Genomic DNA, 18,222 nt, shown 5'->3' on the forward strand with positions numbered 1-18,222 from the left:
CCGACAGGTCACGAATACGCGGTCGACCTCGTAGTATCCGGCAAACAAGCATATCGGTCACCAAGCGCTCCCGCCCCTTGGCCGAGGGGTTAAGCCACTCGGAAACGGCGCGGGCGCTCTCGGCACCTTCCAGGCCCGTCCCATACTGCGTCCGCAAGATGTGGAAGCCCACGCTCTCGCCCAGCGTCCGCTCCATCAGCTTCACGATGAACACGGCCTGCGCATGCCACTCATGCGGCGTCAGCCCTGACAGCGCCTTCCGCTCGTACTCCGCATCGAAGCGCTCGCGCAGGGCCTCGCAGACCAACTGCGTCGGGTTCTTCGGCTCGATGGGCATGGCCAGCATCAGGTAGGCCACGGCGATCGCGTGCTCGGGGCACGAAAACGATCCGGCTTCACGCGGCATTCTTTACTCCTTTCAAATTCTCCAGCTCACAGCCTGGCTGTATCGGCCCGGTATAAGGCTGGCGCCCCGGCATGCGCATACCGGCTGGGAAAGCGTCGACGTCGACTAGGCGGTCCATGGTCATGGGCCGAGCTCCTTCTAATTCAGATGCGTTACGATCACCGCCATCACTTTCGGAGGAACAATGAGCACGTGGACCTACAAAACGAACAAATCCTTCTGTACTGACGTCAAGAAACAGTGGATAGGTTCCTTGACAATCTTTGCCCCAGACGGCTCCAACGATGGGCCCAGGTACACGACCGAAGGCTATGCCACCGAGGCGGAGGCTGACCGAGCTGCGGCGGATCTCGGCCAGACAGAGACAGACAAGCGCAATGCGAACCCCGGCCTCTATCCGGCCAAAGTCAAAGGGAAACCCTTCTAACACCCAAATCATGTTGCACGTCCCTGCTCGAGCCGGTTTTGTCGGAAACAGGGTCGAACGCCAGAATGCCGCGGCCCGCCGGAACGGCCACACGGGGTGCACAAAGCTGCCCGGGGCGCAGACAAGGCAGCCATCGCAGCCGCGGGCCTGGCACTGCATCACCATCCAGGCCAGCGTTTCGCCCATCGGGTCGTAGGTGCCCATGAGGTTCCGTGAAGTCTTCATGCCAGGTCACTCACCAAATCCACGGCCCTAAACCAACTCCCAAGGCCCGCACCGGCCGATGCTCCAGGCTGGTCTCCGCGCTGCTGCGGCGACGCGCATTCGTCGCCAAGCACCCGCAGCATCAACGCGCCCAGCGCCTGCGCGGTCACGTTCCCGCTCGCCGCTTCCGCGAAGTCCACGCGGTTGTGCCGGCGCAGCCAAGGAATCACGCTGTCAGGCACAGGCTGGCCAGGCAACGCCGCCTTCAGGCGCCCAGCCAGGATGAACAGGCTTCGGCGGTTGTGCATGCGAGCTGTGATGCCCGCCTGCTCCGCGTAGGCCGTGCCGTGGTGCAGATGGCAGTACCAGTCGGACACCCCCGTGGTGGTGTCAGCGATGGAGCCGGCCAGCATGCAGCCCCTGACGCAGCACATGCCGTAGCCCTGGACCGGGTGCTGGTGGCGGGTCACCGCTGCGGATGCTTCGGCGTAGCTCATGCGCCTCGCTCCTGCTCGTCACGCCGGCGACGCAGCTCGGCAAAGATCCGATCCTTGAAGGCCGGGTAGGACTCGCCGCCGCGGGCGAACATGCCCAGTTCACGGCCTTTGCGGTCGATACCACCGTCGGACGCCCACCACCGGTCCGCGTCCTGCGCGGGCTTGTCGGCAACCTTATCCGGCTTGGCGGGTACGGCCTGTGCGGCTTGGCGCGCTCTGGTCAGCACCTTGGCCAGGTACGGCCAGGGTATCGGCTCCGGGGCCGGCTTCGACTGTCGCGCAGCCTCGACAGCCGCCAACGCTTCGCCCTCGGTCAGACCTTTCTCGACCCATTCGCGGAAGTCGGGCCGACCTGGAGCGACGTCAACGCCCTCAGCGCGAAGTCGCTTGGCCAGGACGCCGCAGGGCGTCGGGTCCGGCAAGTAGCCGGGCGAGTTATCCACAGTCGGAGGCTCGCGCGCGCTACCCCCCCCTTCTTTTATATATGTCCCTGTCCCTGTCCCTGTCTTAGCCGTGACACCCCCGTGACTTTCCGTGTGACTTCCATGAGGTGTCACAGTGACAACCTTGTGTCCCTCCGTGACGACGATGGATATTCCGCGTGACGCCGCGACCTCGCGCAGATGTGACGTACTGGTTCCCTTAGCCGGCAGAATCAAGCCAACGTCACGTAGCGCCGCAAAGAGCAGCTTGCGGTCTTGGCGCTCCTCGCGCTTGCGTTCGTTATCGCCATCCTTCGCGGCCTGGTGCTCCTCCCGTTTCGCCATAGCCTTGATGGCCTCCTCCGCGATCACCGGGTGATAGAGCCGCCCGTCGGAGCACTTCACGAAGCCGCGCAAGGCCATGTCCTTCACCTTGCGCCAGGCGGACAACTCCTTGCCGGCCAGGTGGGCCAAAATCCTGTCGTCGTCAGGTAGCGATGCCGCGGGCTCCTGGTTCCAACTCTTGCACCACAGCCGCAAAGCCGTCTTGAACTCTTCGCCCGAGGAAAGCGCCATCATGTCGCTGTCCAGTAGGCGCTCGGTGTGCAGAGGCATGAACGGCAGGCCGCGCAGGTTGCAGTCTGGCGGTGTCAGGGGCGCAGGTAGCTGCTCAAAGTCTGTCATAGGTCACTCGCACACGTGTCGGGGGACACCGACCGAAAGGGGCCGTAGCCCTGCCGCTCCAACGCCATGAGCGCGGTGACAGTGCTATCCTTCCCGTCGAAGCGCGATACATCTCGCAACATCCCCTAAACCAGACCGCCCTATGTTGACGAAGACTGCGAAAAAAATTGCCAATTCGACGGACTTGCGTCGCTCGCAACGTCTGACGAGTTCGGATATATCGCCCAACTACTGGTGGGTGAGCCACAATCAAATGCATCGCCGAGAGCTCAGCGGCGGCTACATCTGGTGTCCCCAAACCAAGAAAGGCGGCGGGGCGAGAGAAACCTGGACCAACGTGTCCCGCGTGCGACGGGGAGACATCGTCTTTTCCTACGCAAAAACGAAGCTCCAAGCCGTTGGCGTTGCGCTTGGCGATGCACAGGAGGCAAGTGCCCCCAGCGAGGCGTATCACTCGTGGAACGATGCTGGATGGCGCGTGCAAATCCAGTGGGAATCCCTTGGATCCCCGTTGTCTCCCAAAGAGCATTGGGACGAAATCGGCGACCTTTTCCCTGCTGTCCATTCGCCACTGCGCGAGGATGGCGGCGGAAACATGACATACCTGGCGGCGCTGAGCGTGCCTCTGGGTTTGAAGCTGCTGGACCTGATCGGCATGACGGACGACGACGCCCTCGCGAACGTTGATCGCGAGATGGTCAAGGTGTCTGGCGTCGATAAGACCGAAGTTGAGCGGGTCTACCAGGCGCGTATAGGCCAAGGCACGTATAGAAAGAACGTCATGTCCGTCGAACGCTCCTGTCGCGTAACGGGTGTCAGCAATGTGGATCTGCTCATCGCGAGCCACATCAGGCCGTGGCGTCAAAGCTCGAACCAACAACGTCTCGACGGCAATAATGGCCTGCTTCTCTCGCCTCACGTCGATAAGTTGTTCGACTCGGCCTGGATATCGTTTTCCAATCAGGGAGAGATCCTGGTTGCCAGCGGCGAGGTTCGAGAAGTGCTCATCGCCTGGGGCATTGACCCAGACATGAACGTAGGACGATTCAATGAGGACCAAGAGAAGTACTTGGCCTACCATCGGGACGTCCTTTTCTCGGAAAAGGCTGAGCAACCAGCCCGGTCCCCCAGGCTTGGCAGCACTTGAACCGACGGGCCCATCCAGGCCAACGCCCGGTGTTGCGCTACTGTTATGCGTCTCAAAGAGACGCAGGCCGTCGACCAACATTCGCACCGTAGAGTAAAGACAATAGCTGCACTGAGAACAATCCAACCATCTCACGTAGATCCGCCACCAGCGATGAAACTCGACCGCGCCGTACAAAAAGTGATTCTGGATACACTCGCCTCGCGATATCCGGACTGGATGGGCCTTGACGCGCTGCTCTCCCATCTTGACTTCAACCTCGAGCACCAGCACAGGTTGGCCAACGTCTACTATTTGGAAGGTCACGGGCTTGTGGAAGCCAAAGGGAATCCCAAGGGAACGGAGGGCCAGGGCCTGCGCATCACCGCAAAAGGCCTCGATTTCCTTGAAGATGATGGCGGAATCAGTGCCATCCTTGGCGTGGTGACCATCAAGCTGCATGATGACACCATCAAGCATTTGATAGAGGCCAAGATCCTGGCATCCGATCTCCCTGCGGAGGAAAAAAAGCGATGGACCGATCAGCTTCGATCTCTGCCCGCCAAGACCATAGAGCACCTGGTCATGAAACTGGTTGATAGGGGCCTTGATTCGGGGTCCGGAGTGCTCGCTACCGTGGGCGCCTACCTCGGGATTTCCCAGTAAAACCCCAATCAACTCTTTCCGAACCGGCCCGATGGTCGGGGCAAACGCAACTTGAACATGCGCAAAAGAAACAATGGTGCGACTCACAAGCCCGATGCCAGAGTTGCAATTTCCGGCGTCAAGCATGTCCGCCCCATCCCTGGTCGAACACGTCGGGACAAATCCGCAACCTAGAATTGCCAACCAATTTGGCGGCCAGTTCCAGCCATATATGATCGGGATTCCCCAACCCCAACCATGTGTGGAAGGAACTGACCATGACGACACAAACAGGACTCCAACGCAGAATCCTCGACACGCTTGCACGCGTGAGAGTGGGTACACCGAGCGCTCCAGCCGATACCGAGACGGCATGGGAAGAAATACAAACGTTCGCAGGTGATGACGAGGTCATTACAGCTCTGCTGGAGCTGGAAGAGAAAGGCCTGATACGCAGCGGCGTAACGCGAGGAGTGGACGGCGAGTGCGCCATAAGTACGGGCGTGCTGGCCATCACGGATTACGGTCGCCAAAGTCTGGCGCGCTGAATTTCTTACCCCAGCCGATCACGAGGTAGCCAAATGGTCGGCTCCACTCCGTCACACCGGCTGGCGGGATCGCGCCAGGAATAATCTCGGCCAACTCATATGTGAATCGCCCTGCGGCATCGCCAACGGGCCGAAAGGTGGCATAACCAATGTGGTTGCCGGCGCCGTCACGTAGGCGCATGCCCAAGAGTGTCGGAGCTTCAGGGCGCATTTTCGGCCCCTCAAGCACCAGTCGAACGCCACCGCGGCCGGCAGGCTCGAGCCAGGTGTTGATATCGAGGTCAGCGTAGGTTTGGAATTCACGCATGGGAGGCTCCTTGCTGCGAATGGGCGCCCTGCCCCTCCCCCTTAAACTGGCTGCTCTCACACAAACCGTTCTTGGGAAAGGAGCAGGGCATGAAGGACCACAACGGCAACGACATAGACTTCAGCGACAAGGATTTCGGTATCACGCTCGATGCTCCTTTATCGGTTGGAATCGATCCGGAATCGGGCGCGCTTCGGCTCTCCGCGCCGCAGCTGCAAATGTTCGGCGCAACATTCCACGTTTCGCTCTCGCCGGGCGCCTCTGCTCAACTGGCGTCGACCCTGAAGCAAATCGAGTCCTGGCTGGGAAAGCCAATCGAGGATATTGCGAAGCCGGATTCCGTCCAGTGATGTCACGCATGGCTCGGCTCCTGCGGCGCGGCCGTGGCCAGCTCGGCCGGCGGCTCGAAGGCCCCGGGCCGCACAGCCTGCAGGTACATGCGGCGCGCAGGCGGTATTCCTTCCTTGCGCCAATCGGAGACCGATGGCGGCTTCACTCTGCACAGGCGGGCGACGGCTACGGTGCCACCCAGCGCGTCGATAATTTGGGAGTCGGGGTGTTTAGTGTTCACTCCACAATTATTAGGCTTGCCTTAAATATAGTCAAGACATGCCTAATGAAATTAAAAGGCATGCCTATTCATTTTCCACTTAGGATTGCCGAATGAGCACACTCGCACAACGTCTCAGAGAAGCAATGGACCAGACCGGCGTAAAGCAGGTGGACATTGCTCGCGCAGCGAACATCAAACCGCCCTCGGTGGCCGACTGGCTCAACGGAAAGACCAAGAACATTCGCGGTGCGAATTTGGTTAGCGTTGCACAGCTGCTCAATGTGAGTGAGGCTTGGCTGGCAGACGGCAAGCTGCCCAAAGAGCGAATGCTCGATTCAGATTGGCCATTTCCGCGAATCCCCAAAGAGCTGTATTACCAGCTCACCGTATCGCAGCGCGATGGGATTGAAGAATGGGTACTCAAGCAAGTCGAAGCTTACGTTGGAACGCCGTCCGCAGAATCGAAGGCACAGAGCGCATGAGCTATGCCTCATTTTTTGACTGGTAAGTAGACATAGCCACTTCTGAGTGGCTTTCTTTTCGTCTTAAAATTAGGCATGCCTATTGAATGGTTGTTAGGCTTGCCTTAATTTCTCCTCAACACCTCCCCACCCCGGGGAGGAATGGGAGAAACAGCATGGCAAGCAATCTGATCCTCACCACCGCCCAAGCCCAGGCCGTGTACAGCGCCATGTGCGCGCTGAATCAGGTCGGCGGCGGACAAGTTGAAGCCTACGTAGACGCCGCGTTCGCGTTGGTGCGCGAACACCTCTCGGGATGCGTGCGCGTCGTGTCCATCCGTGAGAACGACAAGCGCGAGGAATACGCCGATCAAGCCGCCTTCGCCGCCGCCTACGGCCTGCCCGTGGCCGCGCCGGATCTGGTTGCCGCGCTGCGCGTCGCCTACAGCGATATCCAGCGCCTGCCCGGACACACCATCGACATGCTCGGCCGTATCGAGGCCGCCATCGAGCAGGCCTCCGCCTGACCTTCCCCACCCGCCCCGGGTACCGGGGCAAGGAGACCACCATGGAAGTTACCCAAACCGTCAGCGCATGGCTGACGCCCACCAGCCTGATCTCGCCCGACGAGATCACCGATCCAAACAAGATCCGCCTCGGCGACCTGTCCTACACCAACCTGGACATGACCGAGTGCGGCTACACGCTGATTGGCAAGGCCCGCATCACCCTGGCACTGCCTGATCGCGAACGACTGATCGACTCCAAGGTGGCGTCGATGCGCGCGGAAGTAAAGAAGATCCGCGCCGAGGCCGAGGCGAAGGCCTGCCACATCGAAAACCAGATCAGCAACCTGCTGGCGATCGAGCTCAGCCCGTCGCCGGCATCGGAATCTGACCGCGCCGAGGGGAACTGACATGTCCAGCATGACGATTCCCACCCCGTGCGGCACGGCCGCGATTCTGCGCGTCTACAACGACGAGGAACGGCGCGCAGAGCTGATGCAAGACCTCGGCGGCGACGTGCATCTGGCACTGTGCCGCGATCAGGTGATCCACCGCGAATACGACTTCAGCCAGCGCGCCGCCGAAGCGCTCTATGCCGCAACCGAAGGCAATCAGTTGGCCGAGGATGCATTCGCGCTGGTGGTGCGCTCGGTCGTGGCGCGAGACCCGCTGGCGGTGGTGGGGCTTCTGTTTCGCCAGTGGCTTGATCTGGCGGTCCGGCAACTGACCGCCGATCTTGCGGACCGCTGCGAAGACGGCCAGCGCGTGACCTTCGGGGCCCGCCAATGACAGCCCTGCTCCTGTTCATCCTGGGCGGCCTGTGCGCCGCCTATCCCCTGGGCCTGCTCGGGGACGCCTGGATGGCCTACCGGCGGAGGTCTGCATGATCCGCCGGCTGCGCAACCTCTGGCACCGCGCCCGACTTTCCGGCCGAGACCTGGACTTCGCCGGCGTCGCCGCGATCTTCGCCGGCGCGGTGGTGCTGCTGGCCAGCGGCATGGTCGGCCCGACGCGGGATGCCCACTCCCCCACTCCCACCGCCCATGACGGGCGCCCGACGGCATACGCCGCTAAGGACTGATCGTGAACGCTATTTCTGAACCTATCGCCCTGGATCGCACACGCTTCCTCGGCGGCACCGACATGGCCGCGCTGTACGGCGTCAGCAAGTGGAAGACGCCCCTGCAGGTGTGGGCCGAAAAGACCCATCGTGATGCCTACCGCGAAGACGACCCGGCCAAGACGAAGGTGCTCAACCGCGGCAAACGCCTTGAACCAGTCGTGGTAGCGATGCTGCGCGAAGACTACGGCCTGGACGTTGTCGCCGTGAACGAACGCTACACGCACCCCGAGCACAGCTTCCTGTCGGTCGAAATCGACTTCGAGTGGCGTGTCACCGAGCAGGCCCTAGCAGCATTCCCCTGGCTCGCGCCGCTCGAACTGGGCTCGATCCAGAACGGCGAGGTCAAGACCGTGCATCCGTTCGTCGCCCACGAGTGGGGCGACATGGGCACCGATGACGTGCCGATTCACTATGCGGCGCAGTCCATGACCGGGTTGGCTGTCACCGGCCGCGAGGTGTGCCTTTACGCCACGCTGGTAGGCGTGGACGACCTGACCTTCTACGCGGTGCGTCGCGATCAGGAGACGATCGACGCGATGGTCGCCAAGGCCGTGGACTTCTGGACCAACCACGTCCTGACCGACATCCCGCCCGATCCCGAAACGTTCGACGACCTGAAGTTTCTCTACGCCCGCGACAACGGCCAAGCGATCGAGGCAACCGACGAGATCCTGGTCCAGCTTGCCGAGTTTCGCGAGCTCAGCGACCAGGCCAAGCGCATCGAGGAACGCCGCGACGAGCTCAAGTTCGGCATCCAGACGTTCATGGAGCCCAACGCCATTCTGACGGCCAAGGGCGAGCCGGTCGCCACCTGGAAAAGCCAGTCCGCCAGCCGCCTGGACGGCAAGGCCCTGGCGCTGGCTCGCCCCGATATCGCCGCCGCCTACCGCACCACTTCCGAAACCCGAGTCTTCCGCCTGAAAGGAGCGAAGAAATGAGCGCATCCAAATTGAAAGCCGTGGCCACCGGCCAGGCACAGTCCCAGCAGCTGGCCAGCATGAAGCCGAAGGACCAGATCGCCCACCTGCTGGAAAAGCGCAAGGGCGAGATCCAGAAGATGCTGCCCAAGCACCTTTCCGCCGACCGCCTGCTCAAGGTCGCGCAGATCGCCGCCACCACCACGCCGGCCCTGGCTGAATGCGACATCCCGTCGCTGGTGGGCGCCATCGGTCAATGCGCGCAAATGGGGTTGGAGCCGAACACCGTCCTCGGCCATGCCTACCTCGTTCCCTTCAACACCAAGCGCAAGGACGCCGGCGGCAATGAGCGCTGGGTGAAGTCGGTGCAGGTGATCGTTGGCTACAAGGGCCTGATCGACCTGGCCCGCCGCTCCGGACAGATCGTGAGCATTGCCGCCCACGAGGTCTGCGAGAACGACACCTTCGACCTGGTGTATGGCCTGGACGAGAAGCTGGAACACCGCCCGGCCATGGGCGAACGTGGCGCCGTCACCGGCTTCTATGCCGTGGCGAAGCTCGTTGGCGGCGGTCACGCCTTCGAATTCATGAGCCTGTACCAGATCGACCAGATCAAGGCGGCAACGCAAAGCAAGGGCGCCTACGGCCCCTGGAAGGACAACTTCGTGGAGATGGGCCGCAAGACCGTGATTCGCCGGCTGGCCAAGTACCTGCCGCTGTCCATCGAATTCCAGAAAGCGACGGCCCTCGACGAGATGGCCAGCAGCGGCCGCGACCAGCATCTGGACGACAACACGCTCGACGGCGATTTCATCTTCGCCCAGCCCGAGCCGGGGGCCGACCAGGCAGAGGAAGCCGCTGGCGCGCCGCAACAGCTTGCCTATGACCCGGCGCCTGTGCTGGCGCAGATCACGAGCGCCACAAACATCGACACCCTGGACCTGGTCGCGGACGGCTTCCGCGACGCGCCGGACGAGCACTACGACGCGCTCAAGAAGGCCTACGACGCCCGCCGAGCGGCGCTGGATCCGGCCGCTTAACCGCTCTCCCTGGGCGGCGCCTCACCAAATGGAGGCCCCCCTGGCGCCGCCCGCCCCATTACCCAGCGATATCAAAACCCATAGGTGAACACATGGGAGCATTTTGCGTATACGGAATGACCGAGCAGCTCGCGAAGAAAGCCGCCGAGCGGGCTTGGGAAAAATATAAGGAATCCATGACCGCGGATGTTCGCGCATGCCTGCGGCCATCCGACCAGGCCGACTGGATCAAGGTCAAGACGGAGTACCACCTGGCCAAGGGCAATCCTGTGCAGCTATCGGCACCGTTCGATGCGCCACAGTTCGCCCGCGAGTTCATCAAACTCACCGTGGCCACCGGCCGGACCTCCCGGCTGTGCATCATGCAGCGCGGCCCGAAGCTCGACAAGCACGGAGCGCCACGTATCAGCAAGGCCACCAAGCGCCCGATGATCACCTGGGTTCCATATCCGCGATAGCGCACACAACGTATCACCTATCCCTATCGGAGCCTACATGGCCAAGAAATCCAAAGACGTGTACGGCGCGGACGGCCAGAGCAATCTGCTCAATTTCGACCCCGCCAAGCTGACTCTCGTCACCGACGAATCCAGCCCACTCTATGACAAGCGCGTGCATCTGCCCGTGAACGAGGCGCTGGCGCGAAACATCGACTATCAGGGCGTGCTGGAGCCCGTGGCGGTTTCCAAGAACCCCGAGACGGGCGACACCGAGGTCGTGTTCGGCCGGCAGCGCGTGAAGGCCGCCGTGCTCGCCAACCAGTGGCGCCGAGAACGCGGTGTGCCGGAGCGACTGATTCCCGGCATCGTCTACACGGGCAAGCGCGAGAACGCCCTGGACGCGATCGTCAGCGAGAACGAAGCCCGCACCGCTGATACGCCGCTGGGGCGCGCCGAGAAGATGCGCCAGCACCTTGCCCTGGGCAAGGGAGAAGATCAGATTGCGGTCATTTACAACTGCACGGTCGCCACGGTCCGCGACACCCTGGCGCTGCTGGATAGCCCCAAGGCCGTGCAGAACGCCGTCGAAGCGGGTCAGATCACCCTGACCCATGCCAAGGCACTGGTGAAGCTCAAACCCGATGAACAGCGCGCCAAGGTGGCCGATCTGGTGCGGGCCGGCCAGGGCGCCAAGCCTCACGAGCGCAGCCGCAAGCAGGCCGCTGTGATGGGTGAACGCCCTCGCGTGAAATCCCGCAAGCAGATCCTGGCAGCGCTGGAACAGGCCCAAGGCGACTATGCCGCCGCCCTGCGTTGGGTTTTGGGCGAAGTAGAAGATGTCGCCTGATGAACAATCCAGCCCCGATATTGAGCACGACAAGGATGGCTACGCTCCCCCCAGCGAACCATTCTTCTCAAGCCACTTCTACTTGCTCAAGCAATTTTTCTAATGACTCGGATACCCGTGGGCGGACTCAGCACCTCTACCTCATAAATGCCCGAATAACCCGGGTAGCTTCGTATGAGCCCAGTCGCGCTGTACATCGCATCATCGGACTCCTGCACACGCTCGCCTCCAGCGATGATGCCTCCCATCTCAACAACAACATAAATCCCGGGCTGGAGATACGGTCCAAGATTGAGCACCTCTTTTTCTGTCAATGCACGGTCCGATAGCGCCATATCAATCTCACCTTTCAAAAAAATATGCGAAGGCCGAGTGTACTCGTAGGCGCCCACCAATCCGTTCGGTAACGCTCTCTTTAGCCCCGATATTGGAGTTATGCAAAAGGATCTCACGCAATGCTTACCCTATCAGCCAAAGAGCTCGTTGCGGTTACCGGTAAGTCCAGAAAGTCCGCACAAATTGTCGTCTTGAGGAATTTAAATGTTCCCTTCAAAATCAGGCCTGACGGTACCCCTGTCGTATTGCGGGCAGCGTTGGAGGCCGCGTTAGGCCATGCGCCCAAGAACCAAGGACCGACACCTCCCCGCGTGCGTGTACCAGAAGCACGGCGCGTACTGGTACGTTAAGGGCGGAAAGTGGCGCAAGATCGGCGCCGATCTACACAGCGCGTTGACCGAATATGCTCGTATCGTCTCCGCCCCAAAGGACGGCATGCCGGCATTGATCGATGACGCCCTTCCGATACTGACAAAAGACGTCGCCGCCTCGACTCGCAAGCAATACGAATACTGCGCAGCTCAGCTCAAAGAGGCTTTCGTCGACTTCTATCCGAACCAAGTGCGCCACGGCGACGTTGTGGAGCTGCTGGACGGCTACGCCGATCGAAGAGCCCTGGCCAATCGAATGCTGACCGTACTGAAGCTGGTCTTCCAGTGGGCCTTGGACCGCGGCCGGGTAGAAGCCAATCCATGCGTCAGCGTGAAGCGCTTCGTTCAGAAGCCGCGAGACCGGCTAATCACGCCCAAGGAATACGCAGCCATCTACGAGGGCTGCCCACCTTGGCTCCAATGCGTCATGGATCTTTGCTACTTGACCGGCCAGCGCATCGGCGACGTGCTGAAGATCGAGGATGGCCACCTTCGTGACGAGGGGCTGTACTTCGAACAGCAGAAGACGGGAAAGCGCCTGGTGGTCGCATGGACACCGGAATTGCGCGCAGCGGTGCATCGCGCCCAGGAGCTCCGCGTCGCCCCCACCAGAACGCCGTACGTCCTCGGCGGCCGCGGTGGCAATCTCCGACTCCATTCCAATGTCTGGCGCATCTTCAAGGACGCCGCGGTCAAAGCCAACGTCCCCGACGTAACCCTGCACGATTTGCGGGCAATGGCGGGCACAGATGCTGAATCCCAAGGTATAGACCCGAGCGCCCTGCTCGGCCACTCGGATCCCCGAACGACCCGGATCTACCTGCGGGACAAGCGCCCCAAACTCGTGAAAGGTCCAACCAGAAAGGCTGTATAGACACACAGTCCAGGGCGTCGAGTTTTAGACATCTAATTGACGACCGAGCGCAAAGCCTTTGTTTATGCGGTTCTCCGGTCTATAGATGTATTCCGTCATGCCCTGTCCGGCCTGACGCCTCAGATATCCCGACACTGCCGCTCTCCCCACAAGATGAAACGAGGATCCAGTGTCCGCGCTCCCACACCGCGCGCCAATTCGCGGATACCGAGCTGGATAAATGCGTCACATCACCTTGACGGCGGCCTCCCGGCATGGGCACGACACGATCCGCAAGCCCGGCACGCGGCACGGGAAAATGTTGTAACCCCCTAATATCTATCGGGTTTTCCCTATTGCCCGCCCTCTGGACCGGCAGTAGATTGGAATTGCCGGGCTGTCTGACACCCATCGCGTGCGAAGCCGGGCAGGAGCGCCTCAGACTCATCTAGAGCTGGGGCGCTCTTCCATTTTGCGACCCGCCAGGCACCGGCGCGGCGCGGTGGCGGCATTAACAAAATCCATACAGAGTCGCCCAATCCCCTCACAGCACGCTGGCTAGTATTGCGTCTTTCCGTGCCAGGACTGACCGACCCATGCTTGTCCAAGCCCAACCGCCGTGGGCCGCCCGCCCCGAGCAGGGCCCTGCCCATACTCCCGCCATCGACGCCCTGCGAGGACTGGCAATCTTGTGCGTCGTGCTGCTGCATGTGCAGATCCACATTCCCCAGGAACAGAGCCTCCTGGGCAAGGTGCTGCCCGCCGCCCTCTTCAATATCGTGTTTCGCAGCGGCTACTACGGCGTCATCATTTTCTTCGTGATTTCCGGGTTTCTGGTCACGCGCGCGTCCATCGTGCGTTGGGGCGCTCTCGAGGCCGTGCCCTGGCGCGCCTTCCTGCGGCGCCGCTTCGCCCGCATCTATCCCAGCCTGTTGCTAGTGGTGTCTCTGCTGGCCTGCCTGCATTGGGCCGGGGTGCCCGGCTTCGTCATCGACAACGCCAGCCTCGGACGCGCCGTGGCCGGCGCACTGGCGCTGCACCTGAACTGGCTGGAGGCGCAGGTCGGCTACCTGCCAGCGGCTTGGAACGTACTGTGGTCCCTGTCCATCGAAGAAGCGTTCTACCTGGCGTTCCCGCTGCTCTGCCTGCTGTCCTTGATGGCGGGCCGACGCGTCCTGGTCCTGGCCTTGTTGCTGTTCGTGGTGCTCGGACCGTTCGCACGCGTCGCCTTCAGCGACAACGAGATCTGGGCCGACCACGCCTACCTGTCCGGCATGGACGGCATCGCCATCGGCTGCCTGGCGGCGCTGTATGCCGCGCGCTCCACGCCCTCGCGCTCCCCGAGCCGTCCACTGCTGCTGGCGGGAACACTGCTCTTCGTGCTGGTGTTCTTCCTGCGCAAGGCCACTGCCATGCTGGGGCTGACGGCGTTGGGCCTGAACGTCACGCTGCTGGAGATCGGCGTGGCCTGCCTGCTGATCGGCTGGACCCGGCGCTCGCGTCCTCTACGCCAGACCCCGCTCCTGGCCGCATTGCGATGGGCCGGGCGCAACAGCTACGAAATCTACCTGACGCACATGTTCCCCGTGCTGCTGTTGGCCACGGCCTCCTGCCGTAATTCCGGCGGCGCGATATCGACCTGGTGGCGCGCGGGGGCATTGACCGCCGCCGGCGTGTTGACGATCCTGCTGTCCGTCATGCTGGGCGGACTGGTGGCCCGCTATTATTCAACGCCCATGCGGCGCTGGCTGGCGGGGCCGGGCCGAGCCCGCCGGTGATCGGGTCAGCCAGCCGCCGCGCGCCCGCTCGCGCCATTGAGGCGATCGGCATCCAGGCGCCGGAACACCAGCGCCGACAGCAAGGTAATGGCGCCGACGCACAGGAAGGTCAGCGTGAAAGCGAGGCCCGGCAGCGCGTTGTCGCCCCCCCCGAACACGCCGACCAGCCCGCCGCCGATGGTCACGCCCAGGCCAATGGCCAGCATCTGCACCATGGAGAACAGGCTGTTGCCGCTGCCGGCGTCGCGCGTGCTCAAGCCTTTGAGGGTGACGCTGTTCATGGCCGCGAACTGCATCGAGTTGGCCACGCCGAACACCGCCAATTGCGCGATCTGCCAAGACAGCGGCCAACCGTGCCCGATCACCGCGAACGACATGATGGCGGCACCCACCAGAACCGTATTGGCCAACAGGAACGTGTCGTAGCCAAACCGCCGCACCAGCGGCGCGATCCAGGGCTTGGAGATCGTGCCCGCGATCGCGGCGGGGAGCATCATCAGCCCCGATTGCAGCGGCGTGTAGCCCAGCCGCAGTTGCAGCAACAGCGGCAGCAGGAACGGCACCGCGCTGCTGCCGACGCGGCACACCAGGTTACCGACCAGGCCAACGCTGAAATTCGGTTCACGGAACAGCCGCAGCTGGAACAAGGGGTTCTCGCGCCACCGCGCATGCACAACATACAGCAGCACCGTCAACCCGCTCAGCGCGAACAAGGCGGCCGACCAGGCCATGCGCCCCTCGCCAGCGGGCAGATCCAGCGCCAGCGAGAACGCCACCATGCACAGCGACAGCAGCCCACAGCCGAGCACATCGAACGGCGCGACATCGGCCAGCGCATCCTCGGGCAGATAGCGACGCACGGCAAACAGGCCCGCCAGGCCGATCGGCACGTTGATCATGAAGATCCAATGCCAGCTGGCCGCCTGTACCAGCAGGCCGCCCAGCGTCGGCCCGAAGATCGGCCCGACCTGGCCCGCGATGGAGACAAACGCCAGCGCGGAAATGTACTGGTCGCCCGGCACCCGCCGCAGCACCGCGAGGCGTCCGATCGGCAGCAGCATCGAGCCCCCCACGCCCTGCACCACGCGTGCAATCGTCAACTGCGTCAGACTCTGCGCCAACCCGCAGAAGATCGATCCCAACGCAGATACCGCATCTGTATGTGCCCCGAACAGGCGCCTTAAACGATGAAGATGAACGACGGCCGGACGCCGCGCGCGGGCGTTCAGAGCGCGGCCACGCGGCCCAAAATGGCAAAAAGGGGAAAGGGCTAAGGCGCGGACTGCAGGGTTGCTCAGATCGACAGGCACTTCATATCAGAACCTGTAGCCGAACATCAGGACCCGCAGCCAAACAGGCGATCCGCCGCAATCAGGAAGAGGCCCTGCTCAGAACAGACAGGCCTTCTGCGAACACTCGATCAGGAAAAGCGCCACCCTGGCAGCCGGATACAACACGACCGCCGCCGTCAGCAACACCCACCAGCGCCGGTGGCGGCGAACGGCAAGCACGACGCTGACGAACCACACCAGCACCAAGGCCCAATAAGCAGGAAAAACCGGCCCCAGCCCCACCGTCAGCCAGTCGTTCCACAGCAACAGCAACGCCACGGCAAGCAGAATCCCGAGGATGAGCAGGGTCGATCGGTTGTCGGCGCGCGCGGGTACGGCGGTGGGCATGGATGGAAAGAGAATCCGTGAGGGATAAGAAGTCGCATCACCGCAGGCGATGACCGCGTAGAGGCGGTCAATCTCCTGCCGCGGACCATTCTACCTGCGGGCAGGAACACAAGCGCGAATTCACCAGAATAACGAGAGGCTCAGCTTTTGGGAGGATCCAATGTATGACGATATCCGGCAAGAAGGCAGGCTAGCGGCAGCACAAGGTATCTGGAAGCTAGGTTGCCCGTATCTTCGAAGGGACAAACTGCCCACCTATACCCACGAACCGCTGGGGCGTTGGTTGGCCAACGTGCGGGCGTGGGAGGATGGCTGGAAGGCTGGCCAACTGCCCCTACAGCATTAGCGCCGTCACCAAGGCCCCGAATGGGGCGATATCTTTGTAGCGTCCCCGAATGGCGAAATCCGGGCCGAATTGCGCGAAATCCAGGTTTGATTAAACTGTATTTTAATACAGTATTTTAGCCATACCTTTCCGCAACCCTCTCTCCGCCGAGCGGCTGCGCGCCATCCGCGAGCGCCAGCCCTGGAACCCCGATGTGATCGCCCTGCTGTGGGAGGTCAAGCGCCTGCGCTCGGTGCTGCTGCGCCTGCATCAGGTATCAGGCGACCTGAAGCGGCCGCCCAGCCTGATGGGCCAGATCTACGACGACCTGATGGAAGGCCTGGCCGCCGAGCCCTGTGTGATCGAGCGCGACCGAGACACGGCCGAGCTGCTGGAAGAGCCGCGCAAGCTGCGCAAGGGCATGGCGCCGAGGTAGACGGCGCCGTCGCACTAATGCGGTGGGGCGATACGCGGTATGCGCCCCACCGCAGCCAGTCGGCTTAAGTGTTCAGCGATGGAAAGTCTTGCTGAAACCTGGCCAGAATGTCGGCCTTGATCTGACCGAGCGTCAGCGCATCAGCCGCCACTTCCGAGGGATACCCCGCCGGGACAGTGAACTTCGCGCCGGTACCGTTCAGATAGTTCACCATCGTGCCCGACACGCGGTAGCCTTCCGGGGCCCCGGGGTCAAACGAGATTTCGGTCAATTGCAGTGCCATGGAAAGTATCCTCAATCTACATAGTTATGGAAACTTCATGGTATCGACGGCCGCGCCTCGGGTCGATTCTGCCGTGTCGCAGGACGTTGGATCGCTGCACAGGATGTAGCAAAAGGCTTTCAATGCGCGCGCAACCTACTCGTTTTAGGGCTTGGGCCATCCCTCGACTGTGGCAAGGTGCCGCGCCGCGCACTGCCCATACTGCACCGTGAGCGCCATGTAGCTGCGGGCAAAGTCGTCCCAGCTAACGCTGGTCACCTCTGGCACCGGCGGGCACGGCTGGGCCAGGTTGGCCGGCAGAATTGGCCACGCGGCCGGCTTCGTTGATGTGCTGCAGCCGGCCAGCGTCAATACGACAGCCAGCAGGCAAAGGGCTTTGGACTTCGACACGGGTGTACCTCTCGATAACCTTGGGCTCGGCGCGGCGCAGCTCAGCGACGCTCGCCTCGAACGTGGTGGCGATGCCGGCCAGCCGGCCGGTCTGAGTCTTGAACTCGTTGAGCTCGGCCAGCGCGTGATCGGCGTTGGTCTTGTCCACGCCGGCGTCATAGCGACTGGATCCGTACAGCAAAACGCCAGCGCCGATCGCCATCAGCACCGCCGCGCCGCCGATCCAGGGCGCGGCCATCTTCCAGAAAGGGTTCATGGCCGCACCTGCGACGGCCTGGCGGTAGAGAACCGGCCAGCTATCGGGCTTGGGCTTGCCCGGCCGCCAGGTGCGCAGGTACAGCGCCCAGCCGGCGTCTGCATCACCGACCGGCGGCAGCGCCTTCGGGTCCGTCCAGAGCAGTAGCGCGCCACACCGGCCGCCAGCACGTCGTCATACTCCAGCGCCGCGTAGATCGCATCCGGGTCGCAGGACACACTGCGGGCCTTGCAAATGGCCGCCAGGCGGTCCTTGCTGGCCGGGTGCAGGAACACGCCCCACACGCCGCCGCGGCTGGCGTGCGTGACTGCCCGCGCCTATGCCGACCAACACGTAGGCTGGACGTTCAAGACCCCCGCCTG

Annotated in this window: 28 protein-coding genes and 2 pseudogenes; 18 read left to right on the forward strand and 12 right to left on the reverse strand. The window is 62.5% G+C overall.

What is annotated here, in order from left to right; all coding sequences use genetic code 11:
* The 4 genes from HV742_RS19000 to HV742_RS19015 form a co-directional block, all read right to left on the reverse strand.
* On the reverse strand, positions 1 to 406 hold a 406-nt coding region (locus HV742_RS19000), incomplete at its 3' end, for a hypothetical protein (protein WP_175146131.1).
* The gene (locus tag HV742_RS19005; RefSeq protein ID WP_175146132.1) at positions 396 to 1,037 is read right to left on the reverse strand and encodes a hypothetical protein; all 642 of its coding nucleotides are present in this window, start codon (positions 1,035 to 1,037) and stop codon (positions 396 to 398) included. The genes HV742_RS19005 and HV742_RS19000, both read right to left, overlap by 11 nt.
* Before the next feature lie 17 nt (positions 1,038 to 1,054).
* Positions 1,055 to 1,534: a hypothetical protein gene (locus tag HV742_RS19010; protein ID WP_175146133.1), complete on the reverse strand. Its 480-nt coding sequence runs from the start codon at positions 1,532 to 1,534 to the stop codon at positions 1,055 to 1,057.
* Positions 1,531 to 2,640 carry a DUF1376 domain-containing protein gene (locus HV742_RS19015; protein WP_175146134.1) on the reverse strand — a complete coding sequence of 370 codons (1,110 nt, stop codon included), beginning with the start codon at positions 2,638 to 2,640 and terminating at the stop codon, positions 1,531 to 1,533. The genes HV742_RS19010 and HV742_RS19015 overlap by 4 nt, the downstream gene beginning before the upstream one ends.
* Before the next feature lie 142 nt (positions 2,641 to 2,782).
* On the opposite strand from HV742_RS19015, the gene HV742_RS19020 reads away from it, so the two are divergent.
* The 3 genes from HV742_RS19020 to HV742_RS19030 all read left to right on the forward strand — a co-directional run bounded on the left by HV742_RS19020 (position 2,783) and on the right by HV742_RS19030 (position 4,959).
* Positions 2,783 to 3,787: an HNH endonuclease gene (locus tag HV742_RS19020; protein ID WP_175146135.1), complete on the forward strand. Its 1,005-nt coding sequence runs from the start codon at positions 2,783 to 2,785 to the stop codon at positions 3,785 to 3,787.
* Between the two features lie 153 nt (positions 3,788 to 3,940).
* Positions 3,941 to 4,432, forward strand: a complete 492-nt coding sequence (locus HV742_RS19025; RefSeq protein ID WP_175146136.1) for a hypothetical protein — start codon at positions 3,941 to 3,943, stop codon at positions 4,430 to 4,432.
* Between the two features lie 257 nt (positions 4,433 to 4,689).
* Positions 4,690 to 4,959 (forward strand): hypothetical protein, encoded by a 270-nt coding sequence (locus HV742_RS19030; RefSeq protein ID WP_175146137.1) that lies wholly within the window; start codon positions 4,690 to 4,692, stop codon positions 4,957 to 4,959.
* Here HV742_RS19030 and HV742_RS19035 read toward each other — a convergent pair.
* Positions 4,925 to 5,266, reverse strand: a complete 342-nt coding sequence (locus HV742_RS19035; protein ID WP_175146138.1) for a hypothetical protein — start codon at positions 5,264 to 5,266, stop codon at positions 4,925 to 4,927. The genes HV742_RS19030 and HV742_RS19035 overlap by 35 nt on opposite strands.
* An 89-nt stretch (positions 5,267 to 5,355) precedes the next feature.
* Between HV742_RS19035 and HV742_RS19040 the strand changes: the two genes are divergently transcribed.
* From HV742_RS19040 to HV742_RS19085, 10 genes are all read left to right on the forward strand, one after another.
* Positions 5,356 to 5,616 carry a hypothetical protein gene (locus HV742_RS19040; RefSeq protein WP_175146139.1) on the forward strand — a complete coding sequence of 87 codons (261 nt, stop codon included), beginning with the start codon at positions 5,356 to 5,358 and terminating at the stop codon, positions 5,614 to 5,616.
* A gap of 313 nt (positions 5,617 to 5,929) precedes the next feature.
* The gene (locus HV742_RS19045) at positions 5,930 to 6,301 is read left to right on the forward strand and encodes a helix-turn-helix domain-containing protein (RefSeq protein WP_175146140.1); all 372 of its coding nucleotides are present in this window, start codon (positions 5,930 to 5,932) and stop codon (positions 6,299 to 6,301) included.
* 155 nt (positions 6,302 to 6,456) lie between these two features.
* Positions 6,457 to 6,807 carry a hypothetical protein gene (locus HV742_RS19050; protein WP_175146141.1) on the forward strand — a complete coding sequence of 117 codons (351 nt, stop codon included), beginning with the start codon at positions 6,457 to 6,459 and terminating at the stop codon, positions 6,805 to 6,807.
* A 41-nt stretch (positions 6,808 to 6,848) separates the two neighbouring features.
* On the forward strand, positions 6,849 to 7,196 hold the full coding sequence (locus HV742_RS19055) for a hypothetical protein (RefSeq protein WP_175146142.1): 348 nt from the start codon (positions 6,849 to 6,851) through the stop codon (positions 7,194 to 7,196).
* Position 7,197: 1 nt separating this feature from the next.
* The gene (locus tag HV742_RS19060; RefSeq protein WP_175146143.1) at positions 7,198 to 7,575 is read left to right on the forward strand and encodes a hypothetical protein; all 378 of its coding nucleotides are present in this window, start codon (positions 7,198 to 7,200) and stop codon (positions 7,573 to 7,575) included.
* Positions 7,576 to 7,669: 94 nt separating this feature from the next.
* On the forward strand, positions 7,670 to 7,867 hold the full coding sequence (locus HV742_RS19065) for a hypothetical protein (RefSeq protein ID WP_150100115.1): 198 nt from the start codon (positions 7,670 to 7,672) through the stop codon (positions 7,865 to 7,867).
* Positions 7,868 to 7,869: 2 nt separating this feature from the next.
* Complete coding sequence (locus HV742_RS19070; RefSeq protein WP_175146144.1) at positions 7,870 to 8,847, forward strand: YqaJ viral recombinase family nuclease; 978 nt, start codon at positions 7,870 to 7,872, stop codon at positions 8,845 to 8,847.
* Entirely contained in the window at positions 8,844 to 9,866 is a 1,023-nt protein-coding gene (locus tag HV742_RS19075; RefSeq protein WP_175146145.1) for a recombinase RecT, read from the forward strand. The genes HV742_RS19070 and HV742_RS19075 overlap by 4 nt, the downstream gene beginning before the upstream one ends.
* A gap of 116 nt (positions 9,867 to 9,982) precedes the next feature.
* Positions 9,983 to 10,324: a hypothetical protein gene (locus HV742_RS19080; protein ID WP_254601182.1), complete on the forward strand. Its 342-nt coding sequence runs from the start codon at positions 9,983 to 9,985 to the stop codon at positions 10,322 to 10,324.
* 37 nt (positions 10,325 to 10,361) lie between these two features.
* Positions 10,362 to 11,153: a ParB/RepB/Spo0J family partition protein gene (locus tag HV742_RS19085; protein ID WP_155868071.1), complete on the forward strand. Its 792-nt coding sequence runs from the start codon at positions 10,362 to 10,364 to the stop codon at positions 11,151 to 11,153.
* 86 nt (positions 11,154 to 11,239) lie between these two features.
* On the opposite strand, the gene HV742_RS19090 is transcribed toward HV742_RS19085, so the two are convergent.
* A complete protein-coding gene (locus tag HV742_RS19090) occupies positions 11,240 to 11,545 on the reverse strand; it encodes a hypothetical protein (protein WP_131728078.1) in 306 nt (101 codons plus the stop codon).
* A 63-nt stretch (positions 11,546 to 11,608) separates the two neighbouring features.
* On the opposite strand from HV742_RS19090, the gene HV742_RS32535 reads away from it, so the two are divergent.
* The 3 genes from HV742_RS32535 (at position 11,609) to HV742_RS19105 (ending at position 14,491) form a co-directional block, all read left to right on the forward strand.
* On the forward strand, positions 11,609 to 11,839 hold the full coding sequence (locus tag HV742_RS32535; RefSeq protein ID WP_080944967.1) for a DUF4224 domain-containing protein: 231 nt from the start codon (positions 11,609 to 11,611) through the stop codon (positions 11,837 to 11,839).
* The gene (locus HV742_RS19100) at positions 11,805 to 12,734 is read left to right on the forward strand and encodes a tyrosine-type recombinase/integrase (RefSeq protein ID WP_254601184.1); all 930 of its coding nucleotides are present in this window, start codon (positions 11,805 to 11,807) and stop codon (positions 12,732 to 12,734) included. The genes HV742_RS32535 and HV742_RS19100 overlap by 35 nt, the downstream gene beginning before the upstream one ends.
* Before the next feature lie 575 nt (positions 12,735 to 13,309).
* Positions 13,310 to 14,491 carry an acyltransferase family protein gene (locus HV742_RS19105; protein ID WP_175146148.1) on the forward strand — a complete coding sequence of 394 codons (1,182 nt, stop codon included), beginning with the start codon at positions 13,310 to 13,312 and terminating at the stop codon, positions 14,489 to 14,491.
* A 5-nt stretch (positions 14,492 to 14,496) separates the two neighbouring features.
* Here HV742_RS19105 and HV742_RS19110 read toward each other — a convergent pair.
* Both HV742_RS19110 and HV742_RS19115 read right to left on the reverse strand, forming a co-directional pair.
* Positions 14,497 to 15,642 (reverse strand): annotated as a pseudogene (locus tag HV742_RS19110) (MFS transporter); the annotation flags it as partial.
* Positions 15,643 to 15,879: 237 nt separating this feature from the next.
* Positions 15,880 to 16,170: a hypothetical protein gene (locus HV742_RS19115; protein ID WP_068980501.1), complete on the reverse strand. Its 291-nt coding sequence runs from the start codon at positions 16,168 to 16,170 to the stop codon at positions 15,880 to 15,882.
* 160 nt (positions 16,171 to 16,330) lie between these two features.
* On the opposite strand from HV742_RS19115, the gene HV742_RS32540 reads away from it, so the two are divergent.
* Together HV742_RS32540 and HV742_RS19120 are read left to right on the forward strand one after the other, a co-directional pair.
* Positions 16,331 to 16,516 carry a CrpP-related protein gene (locus tag HV742_RS32540; RefSeq protein ID WP_367647952.1) on the forward strand — a complete coding sequence of 62 codons (186 nt, stop codon included), beginning with the start codon at positions 16,331 to 16,333 and terminating at the stop codon, positions 16,514 to 16,516.
* A gap of 121 nt (positions 16,517 to 16,637) precedes the next feature.
* Positions 16,638 to 16,931 (forward strand): hypothetical protein, encoded by a 294-nt coding sequence (locus HV742_RS19120; RefSeq protein WP_175146187.1) that lies wholly within the window; start codon positions 16,638 to 16,640, stop codon positions 16,929 to 16,931.
* Positions 16,932 to 16,995: 64 nt separating this feature from the next.
* Here the strand turns inward: HV742_RS19120 and HV742_RS19125 are convergent, their stop codons facing one another.
* The 4 genes and pseudogenes from HV742_RS19125 to HV742_RS32305 form a co-directional block, all read right to left on the reverse strand.
* Positions 16,996 to 17,214, reverse strand: a complete 219-nt coding sequence (locus HV742_RS19125; RefSeq protein WP_175146149.1) for a hypothetical protein — start codon at positions 17,212 to 17,214, stop codon at positions 16,996 to 16,998.
* A 144-nt stretch (positions 17,215 to 17,358) separates the two neighbouring features.
* On the reverse strand, positions 17,359 to 17,517 hold the full coding sequence (locus tag HV742_RS32595; protein WP_437340595.1) for a hypothetical protein: 159 nt from the start codon (positions 17,515 to 17,517) through the stop codon (positions 17,359 to 17,361).
* Positions 17,459 to 17,860: a hypothetical protein gene (locus HV742_RS19130; RefSeq protein WP_175146150.1), complete on the reverse strand. Its 402-nt coding sequence runs from the start codon at positions 17,858 to 17,860 to the stop codon at positions 17,459 to 17,461. Before HV742_RS19130 ends, HV742_RS32595 begins: the two co-directional genes overlap by 59 nt.
* A gap of 9 nt (positions 17,861 to 17,869) precedes the next feature.
* Positions 17,870 to 18,165, reverse strand: a pseudogene (locus HV742_RS32305) (hypothetical protein); the annotation flags it as partial.
* Positions 18,166 to 18,222: the final 57 nt, after the last annotated feature.

It is taken from the genome of Achromobacter ruhlandii (assembly GCF_902859695.1).
GTDB classification, from domain to species: Bacteria; Pseudomonadota; Gammaproteobacteria; order Burkholderiales; family Burkholderiaceae_B; genus Achromobacter; species Achromobacter ruhlandii.